Source organism: Streptomyces sp. NPDC037389 (assembly GCF_040636475.1).
GTDB classification, from domain to species: Bacteria; Actinomycetota; Actinomycetes; order Streptomycetales; family Streptomycetaceae; genus Streptomyces; species Streptomyces hesseae.
The window spans coordinates 137,843-152,173 of the sequence record NZ_JBEZUS010000005.1; the positions used below are offsets into that span (position 1 = coordinate 137,843).

Below are 14,331 nucleotides of genomic sequence, written 5' to 3' on the forward strand. Positions count from 1 at the left end.
GACGGTTGGCGGGAAACCGAGCCCGGCGGTCCCAAAGAGGCGCAAGGGGTCATTTAGCGCTCATCAATTGATCGTGTATGGGCCGCCGCGAGAGTCGTGGGGTGATCGCTCATCCCACGACCGAAAGGCCCGTCATGCGCAGAAGACTCTCCCGCCGTCTTGCCGCCGTCGCCGCGACCACGGTGGTCGCCGCCGCCGGAGTGATGGCGGCCGGCGGAACGGCATCGGCCGCCCGGGACGACAGCCGGGGCTTCATCTGGAACAACGAGACCCTCACCAAGGGTTCGGGCCTCAAGAACGACTACGTCCAGCTGGTGATGCAGGACGACGGCAACCTCGTCACCTACACCACCGACGACAACTGGGCGCACCGCACGCCGACCTGGCACACCGACACGGTGGGTTGCGGGGACCGCGCCATGATGCAGTCCGACGGCAACCTCGTGGTCTACGGCCAGAACAACCGCGTGTGCTGGACCAGCGACACCAAGCGGTTCCGGCCCGGCCCGGACAGCCCGGAGCTGAAGCTCGGCGTGTTCGCCGACGGTACGGTGAAGGTCTTCAGCGAGGCCCCCTACTTCTTTCCGGTCTGGTCGAACCGGTGACGCGCGAGCTCCGGTTCTCCCTCCTCGGCCCCGTGCGGGGCTGGAGCGGTGACGCCGAGCTGGACCTGGGCAGACCGCAGCAGCGGGAAGTGCTCGCGGTCCTGCTCGGCGCCGCCGGACGGACGGTGGCGATGCCGCTGATCGTCGACGGCGTGTGGGACGAGGGCGACCGTCCCGCCAGACCGGAGCACGCGATCCGAACCCACATCTGGCGGCTGCGCCGGACCCTCGACGGGGCCGGCGCGGCGGTGCTGGAGACGGTCGGCGACGGCTACGCGCTGCGGGTCGCCGAACACGCCGTGGACACCTGGTCGGTCCGGGGCGCCCTGGCCACGGCCGAGAAGGCGCGGGCCGCCGGCGGGGCGGACCGCGCCCGCGAGGTCCTCGACGAGGCCCTCGCGCTGTGGGCCGCCGAGCCGCTGGCGGGCCTCCACGGGCCGGCCGCCAGGGCGTCGCGCACCCGGCTGCGCGGCGTCCGGCAGGCGCTGCTGGAGGCCCGGCTGGAGCTCGACGCCGAACTCGGCGACCGCCCCGGGCTGGCCGCGGAGGCCGGCGCCCTGGTGGTGGAGTACCCCGCGAGCCAGCGGCTGCGCGGGGTGCAGATGCTGGCGCTGTACCGGTCGGGCCGCCAGGCCGAGGCGCTGGGGGTCTTCGAGGACACCCGGCGGTTCCTCGGCACGGCCCGGCCCGACGGGGCGTTACGGGAGCTGCACCGGCGGATCCTGCGCTCGGACCCCTCCCTCAGACTCCCCGGACCCGCACACGGCATCCGGGCCGCGGGGCCGCGCCCGGCCGCGCTGCCGCGCGACATCGACGACTTCACCGGGCGCCGGGAACAGGTGGAGACGCTCACCGGAATGCTGAACGGCGACGCGCCGGCCGTCGTGGTCTCCGCGATCAACGGCATGGCCGGCGTCGGCAAGACCACGCTCGCCGTGCACACCGCCCGCGCGCTCGGCGACACGTACCCGGACGGGCAGCTGTACGTGGACCTGCGCGGCGCCGACAGCGAACCGGCCGACCCGAGCTCCGTGCTCGGCACGTTCCTGCGGGAGCTGGGGACCGACGCGAGCGACGTCCCGGACGGCATGGCCGAACGCGTCGCGCTCTTCCGCTCGTCGCTGTCGGAACGGCGGGTGCTCCTGCTGCTCGACAACGCGGCCTCGGGCGACCAGGTGCGCCCGCTGATCCCGGGCGCGGCGGGCTGCGCCGTGCTGGTGACCAGCCGCGCCTGGCTCACCGGGCTGGAGGGCGCGCGGCACATGAGGCTCGACGTGATGCCGCCCGAGGAGGCGCTGGCGCTGCTGCGGCGAATCATCGGCGACCGCCGCGTCGACGCCGAGCCACGGGCGGCGACGGAGCTGGCGGACGCCTGCGGGGCGCTGCCCCTGGCCCTGCGGATCGCCGCGTCCCGCCTGGCCGCGGAGCCCGGCCGGTCACTGGCGGACATGGTCCGCCTGCTCACGGACGAACGGATCCGCCTGGATGAGCTGCGCAGCGGGGACGCGGCGGTGGAGGCCGCGTTCGACCTGTCGTACTCCAAGCTCACCGGCGAACAGTCCCGGGCCTTCCGCCTGCCGGCGGTCCTGGACGTGCCGGACTTCGGGCCGTCGTGCGCCGCGGCGCTGCTGGGACGGGACGCGTGCCGCCCAGAGGACACCTCGGACACCGAGGAACTCCTCGAATCGCTCGTCGACCTGAGCCTCCTGGAGTCCCGCAGACCGGGCCGGTACCACTTCCACGACCTGGTCCGTACGTTCGCGCGGGCCAGGAGCGCCCGCGAGGACACCCCCGGGGAGACGACCCGGGCCTTCGCGGGGCTCCTGGACTTCTGCGTGGCCACCGCCCGCAACGCCGACGCGGTCGCGCACTCGGTGGAACCCGAGGAGCGTTCCCTCATCGACGTGCCGACGACCTCGACGGGCCTCGCGTTCGGCACCGCCCAGGACGCCACCGACTGGATGCGGGAGGAGATCCCCGTGCAGCGCGCGCTGGTCGACCGCGCCTGCGAGGACGACGGCCTGTCGCTGACGCAGGCGGCCGACCTCATGGACAAGCTGAACACCGTACTGTCGGGGATCACCCACCTGTCCGCCGTGGCCGAACGGGCCGAGCGGGTCGCCGGTGCCGCCGCGCGCCGCGGCAGCCCGGACGTCGAGGCCCTGGCCCGGTACGTCCGGGGCAACGCCTTGTGGCACGCGAACTCCTACGCCGAGGCCGAGCCCGAACTCTCCCGCGCCCTGGAGCTGTGCGCGGGCGGATCCGCGCGGCTACGGGCTTCGGCACACCTCACGCTGTGCGCGAACGCCCGCGTCCACGGCCACTTCGACAAGGCGGTCGGCCACGGCGAGGCCTCGGTGCGGCTCTTCCGTGAGCTCGGTGCGGAGATCGCGGAAGGCACCGTACTGGGCGAGCTGGCCTTCAACTACGCCCGCCAGGGCAGGCTCGCCGAGGCCCGGGCCGCCGCCGAGCGGGGCGCGGAGCTGGTCGGCGGCCAGGAGTCGGTGTCGAAGGCCATCGGGCTGTACTACCTGGCCCGGGTCCTGCGGCTGTGCGGGGACGGGAACGCCGCGCTGGACCGGGCGAGGGCCGCGCTGGAGATGTTCCGCGCCCTGGGTGTGACCGCCTTCGAGGCGGCCACGGGCACCCTGATGGCCGAGGTCCACGCGGAAGCGGGGCACCACGCCCTCGCGGCGCGAACCGCCGAGGAGTTCATGCCGCTGGCCCGGCGGACCAGCGGCATGCTCGAGGGCGCCCTGCTCAGGGCACTCGGGCGCAGCCTGTGCCAGTTGCGACAGGGGGCGCGGGCGCGGGCCTGTCTGGAGGCCGCCCTCGACCTCTTCGAACGGCGAGGGGCCACGGCCGAGGCCGAACAGACCCGGACGCTGCTGGCAGGCATCGCCTGAGATCGTTCCGGATTGACCCTCCCCCTACGTCAGGCCCGAGGCTGTAGGCCGACGAAAGGGCAGGTGGATGAGTTACTCCGTGGGACAGGTCGCGGCTTTCGCCGGGGTGACGGTGCGGACGTTGCACCACTACGACAAGGCGGGGCTGCTCTCGCCCAGCGAGCGCAGCAACGCCGGATACCGGCTCTACGGCGACGCCGACCTCGCCCGGCTCCAGCAGATCCTCTTCTACCGCGAGCTCGGCTTCTCCCTCGACGAGATCGCCGCGATCCTCGCGGACCCGCAGGCCAACGCCCTGGAGCAGCTGAGGGCCCGGCAGCGGCGGCTGAGCGAGGAGATCGCCAGACTGCGGCGGCTGGCCGAGGTGGCGGAACGGGCCATCGAGGTCCAGCAGACCGGGGTGGCCCTGACCCCCGAGGAGCGCTTCGAGGTCTTCGGCGACATCACCTTCGACCTGAGCTACGCCACCCAGGCCGAGCTGAAGTGGGCGCACTCGGACGGCCGGCGCGAGGCGATGGCCCGCGCGTCCGCACACAGCAAGGAGGACTGGCGGCGGCTCATGGGCGAGGCCGCCGCCTGGCGCGCGGAGCTGCTCGCGGCCTTCGACGAGGGGGAGCCGAGCGACGGCGAGCGGGCCATGGACCTCGCCGAGGAGCACCGTCTGCACATCTCGCGCTGGTTCACCTCCTGCCCCACCGACATGCACCGGCGCATCGCGGACGACTTCGTCGCCGAGCCCCGCGCCTTCGCCCTGGTCGTACCGCCGTCACAGCAGCGCCCTGGGCTGGCCGCCTATGTGTCCAGGGCGGTCCACGCCAACGCGGCCCGCCACGCCGGCGGCCGCACCGACTCCGTATCCGAGGAGCGCCGATGAGGATCCTGATCGCCGCGGCCGGATCGCGCGGCGACGTCGCGCCCTACACCGGCCTGGGCGCCGAGCTGCGCCGGGCCGGGCACGACGTCACGATCGCCGCCACGGACGCCTACGCACACCTCGTACGCGACGCCGGGCTGGAATTCCGCGGCCTCCCCGCCGACACCCGGCGGCGCGGCGGCGGTACGGGCAGACGCGAGCTGATGCGCACGGCTGCCGCGTTCGTCACCGAACTCGGCCAGGGATTCGCCGACGCGGTGGACGACGACACGGAACTGCTTCTGCTGTCGGCCACCACGGCACCGCTCGGCTGGCACCTCACCGAGGCCACGGGCATCCCGAGCCTCGGCGCGTACCTCCAGCCCACCGCGCCGACCGGCGACTTCCCGCCCGCCGTCACCGGCACCCGCTCACTGGGGCGCCTCGGCAACCGCGCGATGGGGCGCTTCGCCCTCCGCATGGTCGACCGTCTCCACGAACGGGCGGTCGCCGAGCTGCGCGGCGGCCTCGGGCTCCCACCGCTCTCGCCCTCCGCGATGCGCCGCCGTCAGGAACGAGCCGACTGGCCCGTGCTGTACGGCTACAGCACGGTGCTGGTGCCGCGCCCCTCCGACTGGCGCCCCGGTATGCGGGTCGTCGGGAACTGGTGGCCCCACCACGCCCCGGCCGAACGGCTGCCCGCCGAGCTGGAGGACTTCCTCGGCGCCGGGCCCCGGCCCGTCCTCATCGGCTTCGGGAGCATGGCGGGCGGGGACGGGGAACGGCTGAGCGAGATCGCCGTGCGCGCCCTGCGCCGTGCCGGGCTGCGCGGCATCCTCCAGTCCGGCAGCGCCGGGCTCGCGGCCGACGGCGACGACGTCCTGACCGTCGGGGACGTACCGCACGCCGCGCTGTTCCCACGGCTGGCCGTCGTGGTCCACCACGCCGGGGCGGGCACCTCGGCGGCCGCGCTGCGCGCCGGGGTTCCCGCGGTCACCGTGCCGGTCACCGGGGACCAGCCGTTCTGGGCGGGACGCCTCGCCGCCCTCGGCGCCGCCACCGACCCGATCCCCTTCCCGTCCCTCGCCGCCGAACGGCTCGCCGACGCGCTCGGCCGGGTCGTGGACCAGCGGTCGTACGCGCAGGCCGCGACCGTGGCCGCGCGACACATGGCGACCGAGGACGGGGTGGGTCAGGCACTCAAGGCGATCGGGGAGCTGACGGGGTCCGGGTGATACGCCACAGGCGGCGCGGCACGACGGGCCGGTTCCGCGACCTTGCGCGTCAGGTCCGGCCTGGTGGTACGAGCGCCGGTGGAGTCCGGCGCGTTACGGCTCAGGCCGTCCCGAGCGGGTTGAGCACGGCGAACCGCCAGCAACCGTCGGCGCCTTGGCGCGCGACATTGGCGGTGGTGCCGGTCCGGGCGACGCGCTCGCCGTCGGGGGCGGTGATGTCGAGGGTCCAGTCGGTGACGAGCAGCGCGGTCCCGGCGCCGACCAGAGCGTGCCGGGAGGAGTTGGCGAGCCGTCCACGGGCGGCGGCCAGCCCGCTGATCTCCTGACGCAGCGCCTGGTCGCCGGTGATGACCTCGCCGGCCTCGGTACGCATGGTGGCGCCGGGGGCGAACAAGGCCAGGATGCCCTCGATATCACCGCCGTTGAGGGCATCCTCGAACGCGCGGGGCAGCTGTGCGGGATCGGTGATCGTGGTCTTCACAGTGAAGGGTCCTTCCTGGGCGTGCCCGTCCGGGCAGCGATGTCCGGGCGCGCGGCTTGGCCATCGGGCCCGGCAGCGCGCGGTGATGCCTCCACGATCCCGGCCAGGGGGCCCGGGCGGCGAGGTAGAGTCTGGACCCACCATGGTTGAAGTTGGACAACATGACCTCATCGACATCGCCTACCGCAACCCCGACCGCCCCCGGCTGGGCATCGAGGTCCTGACATTCGACGCCCTGCGCCGCCGTATGAGGCGGGAAGTCGCCCGCACCGCGAGCCGTCCGGACTTCCACCAGCTGCTTCTCGTGCGGGGCGGCGAGGGAACCTCGATGGTTGATTTCGCCCCTCAGCCCTGTGCGCCGCGCAGGCTGCTGCATGTACGGCCCGGGCAGGTACAGCGGTTCCCGGCCGACCCGGCGGGCCGCCTCGCCGAACTGGACGCCGTGCTGGTGCTCTTCACCGCCTCCTTCCCGCCACGCCTGCCCCTGACCGCGTCCCTCCTCGACGGCTTCGGCCCGGCCTCCTGGACCCTGTCGCCGGCCGACCACCAGGCCCTCGACCGGGCCCTGACCGAGATCGCGGCCGAGTACCGCGCGGTGGAGAACCAAGGGGAGGACACGGACGCCGCCCCCACCGTCGAACTGCTGCGCCACCTCCTCGGCGCGGTGCTGCTGCGCCTGGTCCGGCTGCCGCATCCGGATCACACCGCCTCGGCGACCGCGGGCGGCGAGGTCTTCCGCGCCTTCCGGTACGAGCTGGAGCGCTCGTTCGCCGTCACCCGTTCCGTACAGAGCTACGCCGCCCGGATCGGCTACTCGGCCCGCACCCTGACCCGCGCCTGCCAAGCCGCCACCGGACGCACCGCCAAGCAGCTCATCGACGCCCGCGTCGCCCTGGAGGCCCAACGCCTGCTGGTCCACACGGACTTGGCCGTCGCCGCGATCGGCCGGACGCTCGGATTCTCCGAGCCCACCAACTTCGGGAAGTTCCTCATCCGCGAGACCGGGCACACCCCAGGCGGCTTCCGCGCACGCCAGCGCTGACCAACGGGACCGGGCAGCACGAAGGCGGCCCTGCCGGCCTCCCCGTCACTGGCTCCCGATCCCGAACCACACGGCTGAGCGGTCTTGCCGAAGTGCGGTGCGGGTCCGCGCCCCGAAGGGGCGCGGGGAACCGCGCGACCATCCACCACCGGCCCGCAGATGACGCACCTCACTTCCCGCGGAGCGCTTGGCCGCCGACCCACTCGGCCAGAGCCGCGGCGGTCCCGGCTGCCGGGCGGCCGCTGGTGGTGAACTCCCGGCCGACGACGCGGCGGAGTTCGGCCGCGTCCTCGACCGCGTCCTCGATCCGGCCGTCGTCCCAGCCGCGCGCGGCGAGACGCGCACGCCGGTCGGCGTCGGCGCAGTCGAGCCGCGCCCAGACGGCCTCCGGCAGGGCCGCCGAGGCGGCCGATGCCGCGTGCCGCCATTCGTCCGGCGCCAGCGGGCACATGACCAGCACGGGCCCGCCGCCCCGCAGCAGCAGAGTGATGATCTCCACCCACAGCTTGTTGTAGCCGGGCCACACCCGGCTCGCCGACGAGGACCTGACGTCCACGCCCAGCAATTCGCCCACAGGGTCGATCAGTTCGTCGAAGTCGACGGCGACGAACGGGTACGCCGCCAGGTGCGCGATCAGCGTGGACTTCCCGGCGCCCGGGGCGCCGGTCACGAGGTGGAGCGTCGGCATGCCGGGCCTTCCAGGTCTTCCGGTGGCGTGGGGCGGCGCGTGCCGGTCATCGTATGCCCGGCACGCGCCGCCCCGGCGGCGTCACCCGGAATCACCGCCCGGCGCACCGCCCGTCCGTGGTCTCCTCGCCGACCGCCGCGATCCAGGTGCGGTACGTCCGGCTGAACGGCCCCGAGGCGTCGATGAGCCGCGCGGGCGGCCCGTCCTCCACGATCCGGCCGGCGTCCATGACGAGGACGCGGTCGGCGGCCAGGACCGTCGACAGCCGGTGGGCGATGATCAGGGCCGTGCGGTCGGCGAGCACCTTGGCCATGGCGGCCTGCACGGCGCGTTCGGTGGGGATGTCCAGGCTGGAAGTGGCCTCGTCCAGCAGCAGCACGGTGGGGTCGGCCAGGAAGGCGCGGGTGAGGGCCACCATCTGGCGCTGGCCCGCCGACAGCCGGCTGCCGCGCTTGCTGACGTCCGTGTCGTAGCCGTCGGGCAGGGCCTCGATGAAGGCGTGGGCGCCGACCGCGGCCGCCGCCGCGCGGATGTCGGCGTCGCTCGCGCCGGGCCGGGCCAGCGCGACGTTCTCCGCGACCGTGCCGCTGAACAGGAAGTTCTCCTGGGTCAGGAGGGTCACCTCGCGGCGCAGGTCCGCCTCGGCGAGGTCCCGCAGGTCCACCCCGTCCAGCAGCACCGCGCCGGCCGTCGGGTCGTAGAACCGGGCGAGGAGCTTGGCCAGGGTGGACTTCCCGGCCCCCGTCTCCCCGACGAGGGCCACGGTCTGCCCGGCGGGAACGGTCAGGTCCAGGCGCGGGAGGACGAGCCGGCCCGTGGGGGAGTAGCGGAACTCCACGGCCCGGAGCCGGAGCCGGCCGCGGCCCGGGCGGTCGGCGTCCAGACGGTCCGGGGCGGCCGGTTCGGGCACGGAGGACCGTACGGCCAGGAAGCCGGAGATCTTCTCCAGGGCCGCGGCGGCCGCGGCGTACTTGTTGGTGAACGTCGCGAGCTCGTCCAGCGGGTCGTAGAACTTGCGGAGGTAGAGCACGAAGGCGGTCAGGACGCCGAGCTGGAGGGTGTCGTTCGCCACCCGCCAGCTCCCGATCGCGAGCACCAGCGCCAGGCAGACGTTGCCCACCAGCCGGACACCGGCCGTGTACCGGGCCACCACGTGGAGGGCGTCGGTGTGGGCGTCGCGGAAGTCGTCGTTGAGCCGGTTCATCCGGCCGGCGGCGCGGGACTCGGCGCGGAACGCCTGGACGGCCCTGATGCCGCCCAGCGTCTCGCCCAGCTCCACGAGGATCTCCGCGACGGTGTTGCGGGCCCTGCGGTACGCCTGCCGCGACCGCTCGCGGAACCAGCGGGTCATCAGGACGAGGGGGACGGACGTCCCGAGGACCACCAGGGCCAGCGGCAGGTCCAGCCACAGCAGCAGGACGGCGATGCCGCCCACCGACAGCAGCGAGGTCAGCAGGCCGTCCAGGCTCGTCTCCACCAGGTCGCGCACCGCGTCGACGTCCGAGGTGAGCCGGGAGACGACGCGGCCGGAGGTGTAGGCGTCGTGGAAGGCGACCGGCAGCCGCTGCGCGTGCTCGAAGATGCGGGTGCGCAGGTCCAGCAGGACGGCCTGGCCGACGCTGCCGCACAGCCGGAAGAAGCCGTAGCGCGCGGCGGCCGCGACCAGGGCGCACACGGTGAAGCCGGCCACGCACCACACCAGGGCACCGGGCCGCCCCGCGACGGCCCCCGGCACCCCGACGTCGATGGCCCGGGCGATCAGCAGGGGCCCGGCGAGCTGCCCGAGGTTCTCGAACACCAGGGCGGCCAGCGCCAGTAGGGACCGTCGCACCCAGGGACGCAGCAGGGAGGCGAGCAGCTTCCGCGAACGGGCGTGGACGCGCGCCTGGGTGGCCTTGTCGAGGACGGGGGCGTCCTCGGCGGAGAGGCCGTCGGCGAGGTCCGGGGCGTGCTCGTCCGTCTTGGCGTACGTGGTGTCGCTCACGGGGTCACCGCCTTGCTGTCCGGCCGCGGGGCGGCCCGTACCGCTTCCACCGCTCCTGGCTCGCCGGGGGTCGCCATCAGGGTGCGGTAGTGGGGGCAGGAGTCCAGGAGCTCCTGGTGGGTACCGACGGCCAGGACGCGGCCGTCGGCCAGGACGGCCACCCGGTCGGCCATGCGCGCGGTGTTCGGCCGGTGCGCCACCACGAGCGCGGTGGCGTCGCGCAGCACCTCGCGCAGCGCCCGTTCCACCTCCGCCTCGGTGTGGAGGTCGAGCGCGGAGAGCGGGTCGTCGAGCACCAGCAGGGCGGGTCGCGGCAGCACCGCGCGGGCGAGGGCGAGCCGTTGCCGCTGTCCGCCGGACAGCGACATGCCGCGTTCGCCGATGCGGGTGCCCGGCCCGTGGGGGCGGAGCGCGTCGACGAAGCCCTCGGCGCCGGCCACCCGCAGCGCCGCGCGGATGCCGGCGTCGGAGGCGGAGGGGGCGCCGAGGGCGACGTTCTCGCGTACGGAGGCGGAGGACAGCAGCGCGTCCTCGAAGGCGCAGCCCATCATCGCCCGCAGCTCGGCCAGGGGCATGTCCCGTACGTCCACGCCGTCGACGGTGACCCGGCCCGCGGTGACGTCCGCGAGCCGGGGGATCAGGGAGGCCAGAGTGGTCTTGCCGGATCCGGTGGCGCCGACGAGTGCCATCGTCTCGCCCGGGCGCACCTCCAGGTCGACTCCGCGCAGCAGCGGGCGGGGCTGCCCCGGGTACTGGAAGTGGACGTCCTCGAAGCGCAGCCGGCCCCGGGCGGGGCCGGCCGGGGAGACCGGCCGGGCGGGGTCGGTGACCGTCGGCGGGCAGTCCCTGATCTCCCAGTAGCGGTCGCAGGCCGCGGCGGCCGTGCTCGTCTCCGACAGCGCCCAGCCGATGCACTCGGTGGGCCAGCGGAGATAGGTGCTGATCGTGATCGCGGCGACGAGCTGACCGAGGGTCAGCCGGCCGTCGGCGATGCCCCAGCCGCCCACCGCGAGCTGACCGGCGATACCGAGTTCGGGCAGGATGAGGAGGCCGGTGGACAGCCCCCCGAGGATGCGGACGATGCGCAGTTCGGTCGACCGCAGCCGGCGGGCCTGGGCCACGAACAGCCGGGTGCGCTCGGACGACCGCCCGAACGCCCTGATGACGCGCGTGCCGAGCATCGTCTCCTCGACGAGGGTGGTGAGGTCCCCGGACTGGTCCTGCGCCCGGCGGGCGACCTTCTTGTAGTGCGTCTCGTAGAAGTATGTGATCAGCAGCAGTGGCGCGGCGCTGATCAGCCCGACCAGGGCGAGTTCGGGCGCGATGGTGAACAGGATCCCCAGACCCACCACCAGGGTCAGGGAGTTGACGACGAGGAAGACCGCCGCGAAGGCCAGGTACTTGCGCAGCGTCACCAGGTCGTTGACCGCGCGGGACATCAACTGGCCGGACTGCCAGCGGTCGTGGAAGGCCACGGGCAGCCGCAGCAGATGGGCGAAGAGGTCGGCCCGCATCCGGGACTCCACCAGCGCGGTGGGGCGGGCGATGAGCTTGCGGCGGGCCCACAACAGGCCGGCCTCCGCCGTGCCGAGCACGGAGACCAGGGCGATCAGCCAGGGCAGCCGGCCGAAGTCGCCGGAGCCGAGCGGGCCGTCGATGACGCGCTGCACCACCAGGGGAATGCCGAGCCCGCACAGCAGGGCTCCGAATGTGGCGCCGGCCGCCCCGGTGACGGGGAGCCATACCGGCCGTAAATACGGGCCGAGCCGGCGGAGTACGGCGAGAGAGGAAGCGTTCGTCGGGATCGGGGCGCCCTCGACGTTCAATGCGCACACCTCGCAATGACGGGTCGAATGGCCGGGCTTCACCGTTGCCCGGCAGGCCGGCCATGTTATCCTGAACCGAATTCGATAGGCATCACCACACGCAGAGAAACCGGGGACCTGCCGTGCCTGAGAATGCCGTGCCCAATAAATACCCCGCCCAGCCGATGGAAATTACATCGGACGAAACCTACGCGAAACTCCGGAACGACCTGGAATTCTGGGAGCCCTGGGGCCGGCGGGCGCTGGCCGCGGCCGGCCTCCCCGCCCCGGGGGCCTTACGGGTCCCGGGGGAGAGCACCAACCCCGTGCTGATCGCCGACACCGGCGTGGTCGTCAAGCTCTACGGCGAGCACTGGTGCGGCCCGGAGAACTACGCCTCGGAGGCCGAGGCCTACGAGGTGCTGGCGGGTCAGGGCCTGCCGGTACCCCCGCTGTTGGGACGCGGCGAGCTGTTTCCCGACGGTGACGCCTGGCCATGGCCGTACCTGGTGATGGCCGCGGCCCCCGGTGCGACATGGCGGGAGGCGACGGCCCGCGCGGACCGGCCGACCCGGCTGGCGCTGGCCCGGCGGTTCGGCGAGGTACTGCGCCGGCTGCATTCCGTACCGCTGACCGGCACGGGAGCGCTGCGACCGGATTCCCCGGTCTTCGCCGAACTGCTCGAGGAACGCCGCGCGGCCACCGTCGAGGACCACCGGGAATGGGGTTACCTCTCCCCGCGACTGCTGGACCGGGTCGATGACTTCCTGCCCTCCGTCGATGCCCTGCTCGACGGCGGGAAACCCGTATTCGTGCATGGCGACCTGCATGGCACCAACCTTTTCGTCGATGCGGGGAACGCGTCGGTGACCGGTCTGATCGATTTCACGGACGTATACGCGGGAGACCCCCGGTACAGCCTCGTCCAATTGCACCTCAACGCTTTCCGCGCCGACCGCGGGCTGCTCGCCGCGCTGCTCGAAGGGGCACAATGGCAGGTGACCGACACCTTCGCCGAGGACATGCTCCGGTTCACCTTCCTGCATGACTTCGACGTCCTGGAGGAAGTGCCCGCGGACCTCTCCGGCGTCGACGACATCGGGGAACTGGCCCGGCTCCTGTGGGACGTACGGTAGCGGAGGCGGAACCCGTCCGCCGGGCGCGTGGCCGTCATGAGCGCGCCCGGCGGAACCGCCACGCGTCCTCGATCATCCCGTCGAGGCCCGGGCGCGCCGGCTTCCAGCCCAGTTCACGACGGACGCGCTCGCCGGAGGCGACCAGGACGGCCGGGTCCCCCGGGCGCCGGCCCGCCACCCGGGCGGGCACGCGACGGCCGGTGACCCGGCCCACCGCGTCGAGGACCTCCCGCACCGAGAACCCCCTGCCGTTGCCGAGGTTGTAGTTGCGGTGCTCGCCGGGCACCGCGCCGCGCAGTGCGGCCAGGTGGGCGTCGGCGATGTCCGCGACATGGATGAAGTCCCTTACGCAGGTGCCGTCGTGGGTCGGGTAGTCGTCGCCGAACACCGCGAACTCCCCGCGCCCCTCCAGCGCCGCGTCCAGCGCCAGCGGGATGATGTGGGTCTCCGGCCGGTGACGCTCGCCCGACTCGCCCAGCGCGCCCGCCACGTTGAAGTAGCGGAGGCTCACGGAGGCGAGACCGTGGGCACGGGCGTACGCCTCCAGCGCCAGGTCGACGGCGAGCTTCGACGCGCCGTACGGGTTGGTGGGCACGGTGGGCGCGCTCTCCTCGATCGGCACCCGCTCCGGCTGGCCGTAGACCGCGGCCGTGGACGAGAAGACGAGCCGGCCGACGCCCGCGCGCAGCACCGCGTCCAGCAGGGTCAGGCTCTCCACCGTGTTGTTGCGCCAGAAGCGCTCGGGGTGGCGCACCGAGTCGTCGATGAGGGCGCGCGCGGCGAGGTGCAGCACCGCGTCGAACGGGCCTCGTCCACCGGTGAGGACGTCGCCTGCTTCGGCCATCGTGCCGCGCACGAGTTCGGCGCCGCGTGGGACGGCATCGGCGAAGCCGGTGGACAGGTCGTCGAGAACGGCGACCCGGTGCCCCTCGTCGAGGAGCCGGCGCGCCACCACACTGCCGATGAAACCGGCACCGCCGGTCACCAGGATCTTCACGCGCGACCGCCTTTCGAGGATGTGAGCAGAAGACCTACGGCCATTCGTAAATCCGTTGTGACAAGGTCCGCCGTGGTATTGTCCGGCGGTTTTCCCGGGCCTTGGAGAAGAACTGTTCCGGTGCCGGCCGCCTTGCCCGCCAGTACGTCCGACTCGGAGTCGCCGATCATCACGGAATCCGCCGGGTCGATGTCCCGGAAATCCCGCATGGCGGCCCTGAGCAGCCCGGGCAGCGGTTTACGGCAGCCGCATTCACCCACCTCGTGCGGGCAGACGTAAACGGCGTCCAGGAACGCCCCGTGCCCGCGCAGCAGCGCGGCGAGCCGCGCGTGCACCGCCGCCAGGTCCGCGCTGGTCATGAGGCGTCTGGCCACGCCCCGCTGGTTGGTCACGAGCACCACGCGCCGGCCGTGGGCGTTCAGTTCGCGCACGGCCTCGGCGGCGCCCGGCAGCAGGACCAGCTCTGCGGGATACCTGATGTACCGGCCGTCGGGCGGCTTCGCATTCAAGGTGCCGTCCCGGTCCAGAAAGAAAGTGCGCACTTCTGCGTACCCGCTTTCGCTGTTATGGTCTTTTCGGCTCCCCAGGGAGCCGGAATG

Annotated in this window: 12 protein-coding genes; 6 read left to right on the forward strand and 6 right to left on the reverse strand. The window is 73.3% G+C overall.

Going from position 1 to position 14,331, the window contains the following annotated elements:
* Positions 1–134: 134 nt before the first annotated feature.
* The 4 genes from AB0E98_RS12800 (at position 135) to AB0E98_RS12815 (ending at position 5,599) form a co-directional block, all read left to right on the forward strand.
* Positions 135–605 carry a hypothetical protein gene (locus AB0E98_RS12800; protein WP_361701691.1) on the forward strand — a complete coding sequence of 157 codons (471 nt, stop codon included), beginning with the start codon at positions 135–137 and terminating at the stop codon, positions 603–605.
* On the forward strand, positions 602–3,511 hold the full coding sequence (locus tag AB0E98_RS12805) for a BTAD domain-containing putative transcriptional regulator (RefSeq protein WP_361701693.1): 2,910 nt from the start codon (positions 602–604) through the stop codon (positions 3,509–3,511). The genes AB0E98_RS12800 and AB0E98_RS12805 overlap by 4 nt, the downstream gene beginning before the upstream one ends.
* 67 nt (positions 3,512–3,578) lie before the next feature.
* Positions 3,579–4,385 carry a MerR family transcriptional regulator gene (locus tag AB0E98_RS12810; protein ID WP_361701694.1) on the forward strand — a complete coding sequence of 269 codons (807 nt, stop codon included), beginning with the start codon at positions 3,579–3,581 and terminating at the stop codon, positions 4,383–4,385.
* Positions 4,382–5,599: a glycosyltransferase gene (locus AB0E98_RS12815; RefSeq protein WP_361701696.1), complete on the forward strand. Its 1,218-nt coding sequence runs from the start codon at positions 4,382–4,384 to the stop codon at positions 5,597–5,599. The genes AB0E98_RS12810 and AB0E98_RS12815 overlap by 4 nt, the downstream gene beginning before the upstream one ends.
* Before the next feature lie 100 nt (positions 5,600–5,699).
* Here the strand turns inward: AB0E98_RS12815 and AB0E98_RS12820 are convergent, their stop codons facing one another.
* On the reverse strand, positions 5,700–6,080 hold the full coding sequence (locus AB0E98_RS12820) for a DUF4440 domain-containing protein (protein ID WP_361701698.1): 381 nt from the start codon (positions 6,078–6,080) through the stop codon (positions 5,700–5,702).
* Between the two features lie 142 nt (positions 6,081–6,222).
* On the opposite strand from AB0E98_RS12820, the gene AB0E98_RS12825 reads away from it, so the two are divergent.
* Positions 6,223–7,122, forward strand: a complete 900-nt coding sequence (locus tag AB0E98_RS12825; RefSeq protein WP_361701700.1) for a helix-turn-helix domain-containing protein — start codon at positions 6,223–6,225, stop codon at positions 7,120–7,122.
* A gap of 169 nt (positions 7,123–7,291) precedes the next feature.
* On the opposite strand, the gene AB0E98_RS12830 is transcribed toward AB0E98_RS12825, so the two are convergent.
* The 3 genes from AB0E98_RS12830 to AB0E98_RS12840 form a co-directional block, all read right to left on the reverse strand.
* Positions 7,292–7,810 (reverse strand): AAA family ATPase, encoded by a 519-nt coding sequence (locus tag AB0E98_RS12830; protein ID WP_361701701.1) that lies wholly within the window; start codon positions 7,808–7,810, stop codon positions 7,292–7,294.
* 91 nt (positions 7,811–7,901) lie between these two features.
* Entirely contained in the window at positions 7,902–9,794 is a 1,893-nt protein-coding gene (locus AB0E98_RS12835; protein ID WP_361701702.1) for an ABC transporter ATP-binding protein, read from the reverse strand.
* The gene (locus AB0E98_RS12840; RefSeq protein ID WP_361701703.1) at positions 9,791–11,620 is read right to left on the reverse strand and encodes an ABC transporter ATP-binding protein; all 1,830 of its coding nucleotides are present in this window, start codon (positions 11,618–11,620) and stop codon (positions 9,791–9,793) included. Before AB0E98_RS12840 ends, AB0E98_RS12835 begins: the two co-directional genes overlap by 4 nt.
* Before the next feature lie 122 nt (positions 11,621–11,742).
* Between AB0E98_RS12840 and AB0E98_RS12845 the strand changes: the two genes are divergently transcribed.
* Entirely contained in the window at positions 11,743–12,735 is a 993-nt protein-coding gene (locus AB0E98_RS12845; protein WP_361701704.1) for an aminoglycoside phosphotransferase family protein, read from the forward strand.
* A 34-nt stretch (positions 12,736–12,769) separates the two neighbouring features.
* On the opposite strand, the gene galE is transcribed toward AB0E98_RS12845, so the two are convergent.
* On the reverse strand, positions 12,770–13,732 hold the full coding sequence (gene galE, locus AB0E98_RS12850) for a UDP-glucose 4-epimerase GalE (RefSeq protein ID WP_361701706.1): 963 nt from the start codon (positions 13,730–13,732) through the stop codon (positions 12,770–12,772).
* The gene (locus tag AB0E98_RS12855; protein WP_361701707.1) at positions 13,729–14,274 is read right to left on the reverse strand and encodes an HAD family hydrolase; all 546 of its coding nucleotides are present in this window, start codon (positions 14,272–14,274) and stop codon (positions 13,729–13,731) included. The genes galE and AB0E98_RS12855 overlap by 4 nt, the downstream gene beginning before the upstream one ends.
* Positions 14,275–14,331 lie beyond the last annotated feature (57 nt).

Bases quoted from the DNA above. Each gene is read 5' to 3' on its own strand.
- AB0E98_RS12815 (WP_361701696.1), top strand. From the start codon at position 4,382: ATGAGGATCCTGATCGCCGCGGCCGGATCGCGCGGCGACGTCGCGCCC.
- AB0E98_RS12810 (WP_361701694.1), top strand. From the start codon at position 3,579: ATGAGTTACTCCGTGGGACAGGTCGCGGCTTTCGCCGGGGTGACGGTG.
- AB0E98_RS12800 (WP_361701691.1), top strand. From the start codon at position 135: ATGCGCAGAAGACTCTCCCGCCGTCTTGCCGCCGTCGCCGCGACCACG.
- AB0E98_RS12830 (WP_361701701.1), bottom strand. From the start codon at position 7,810: ATGCCGACGCTCCACCTCGTGACCGGCGCCCCGGGCGCCGGGAAGTCC.
- AB0E98_RS12825 (WP_361701700.1), top strand. From the start codon at position 6,223: ATGGTTGAAGTTGGACAACATGACCTCATCGACATCGCCTACCGCAAC.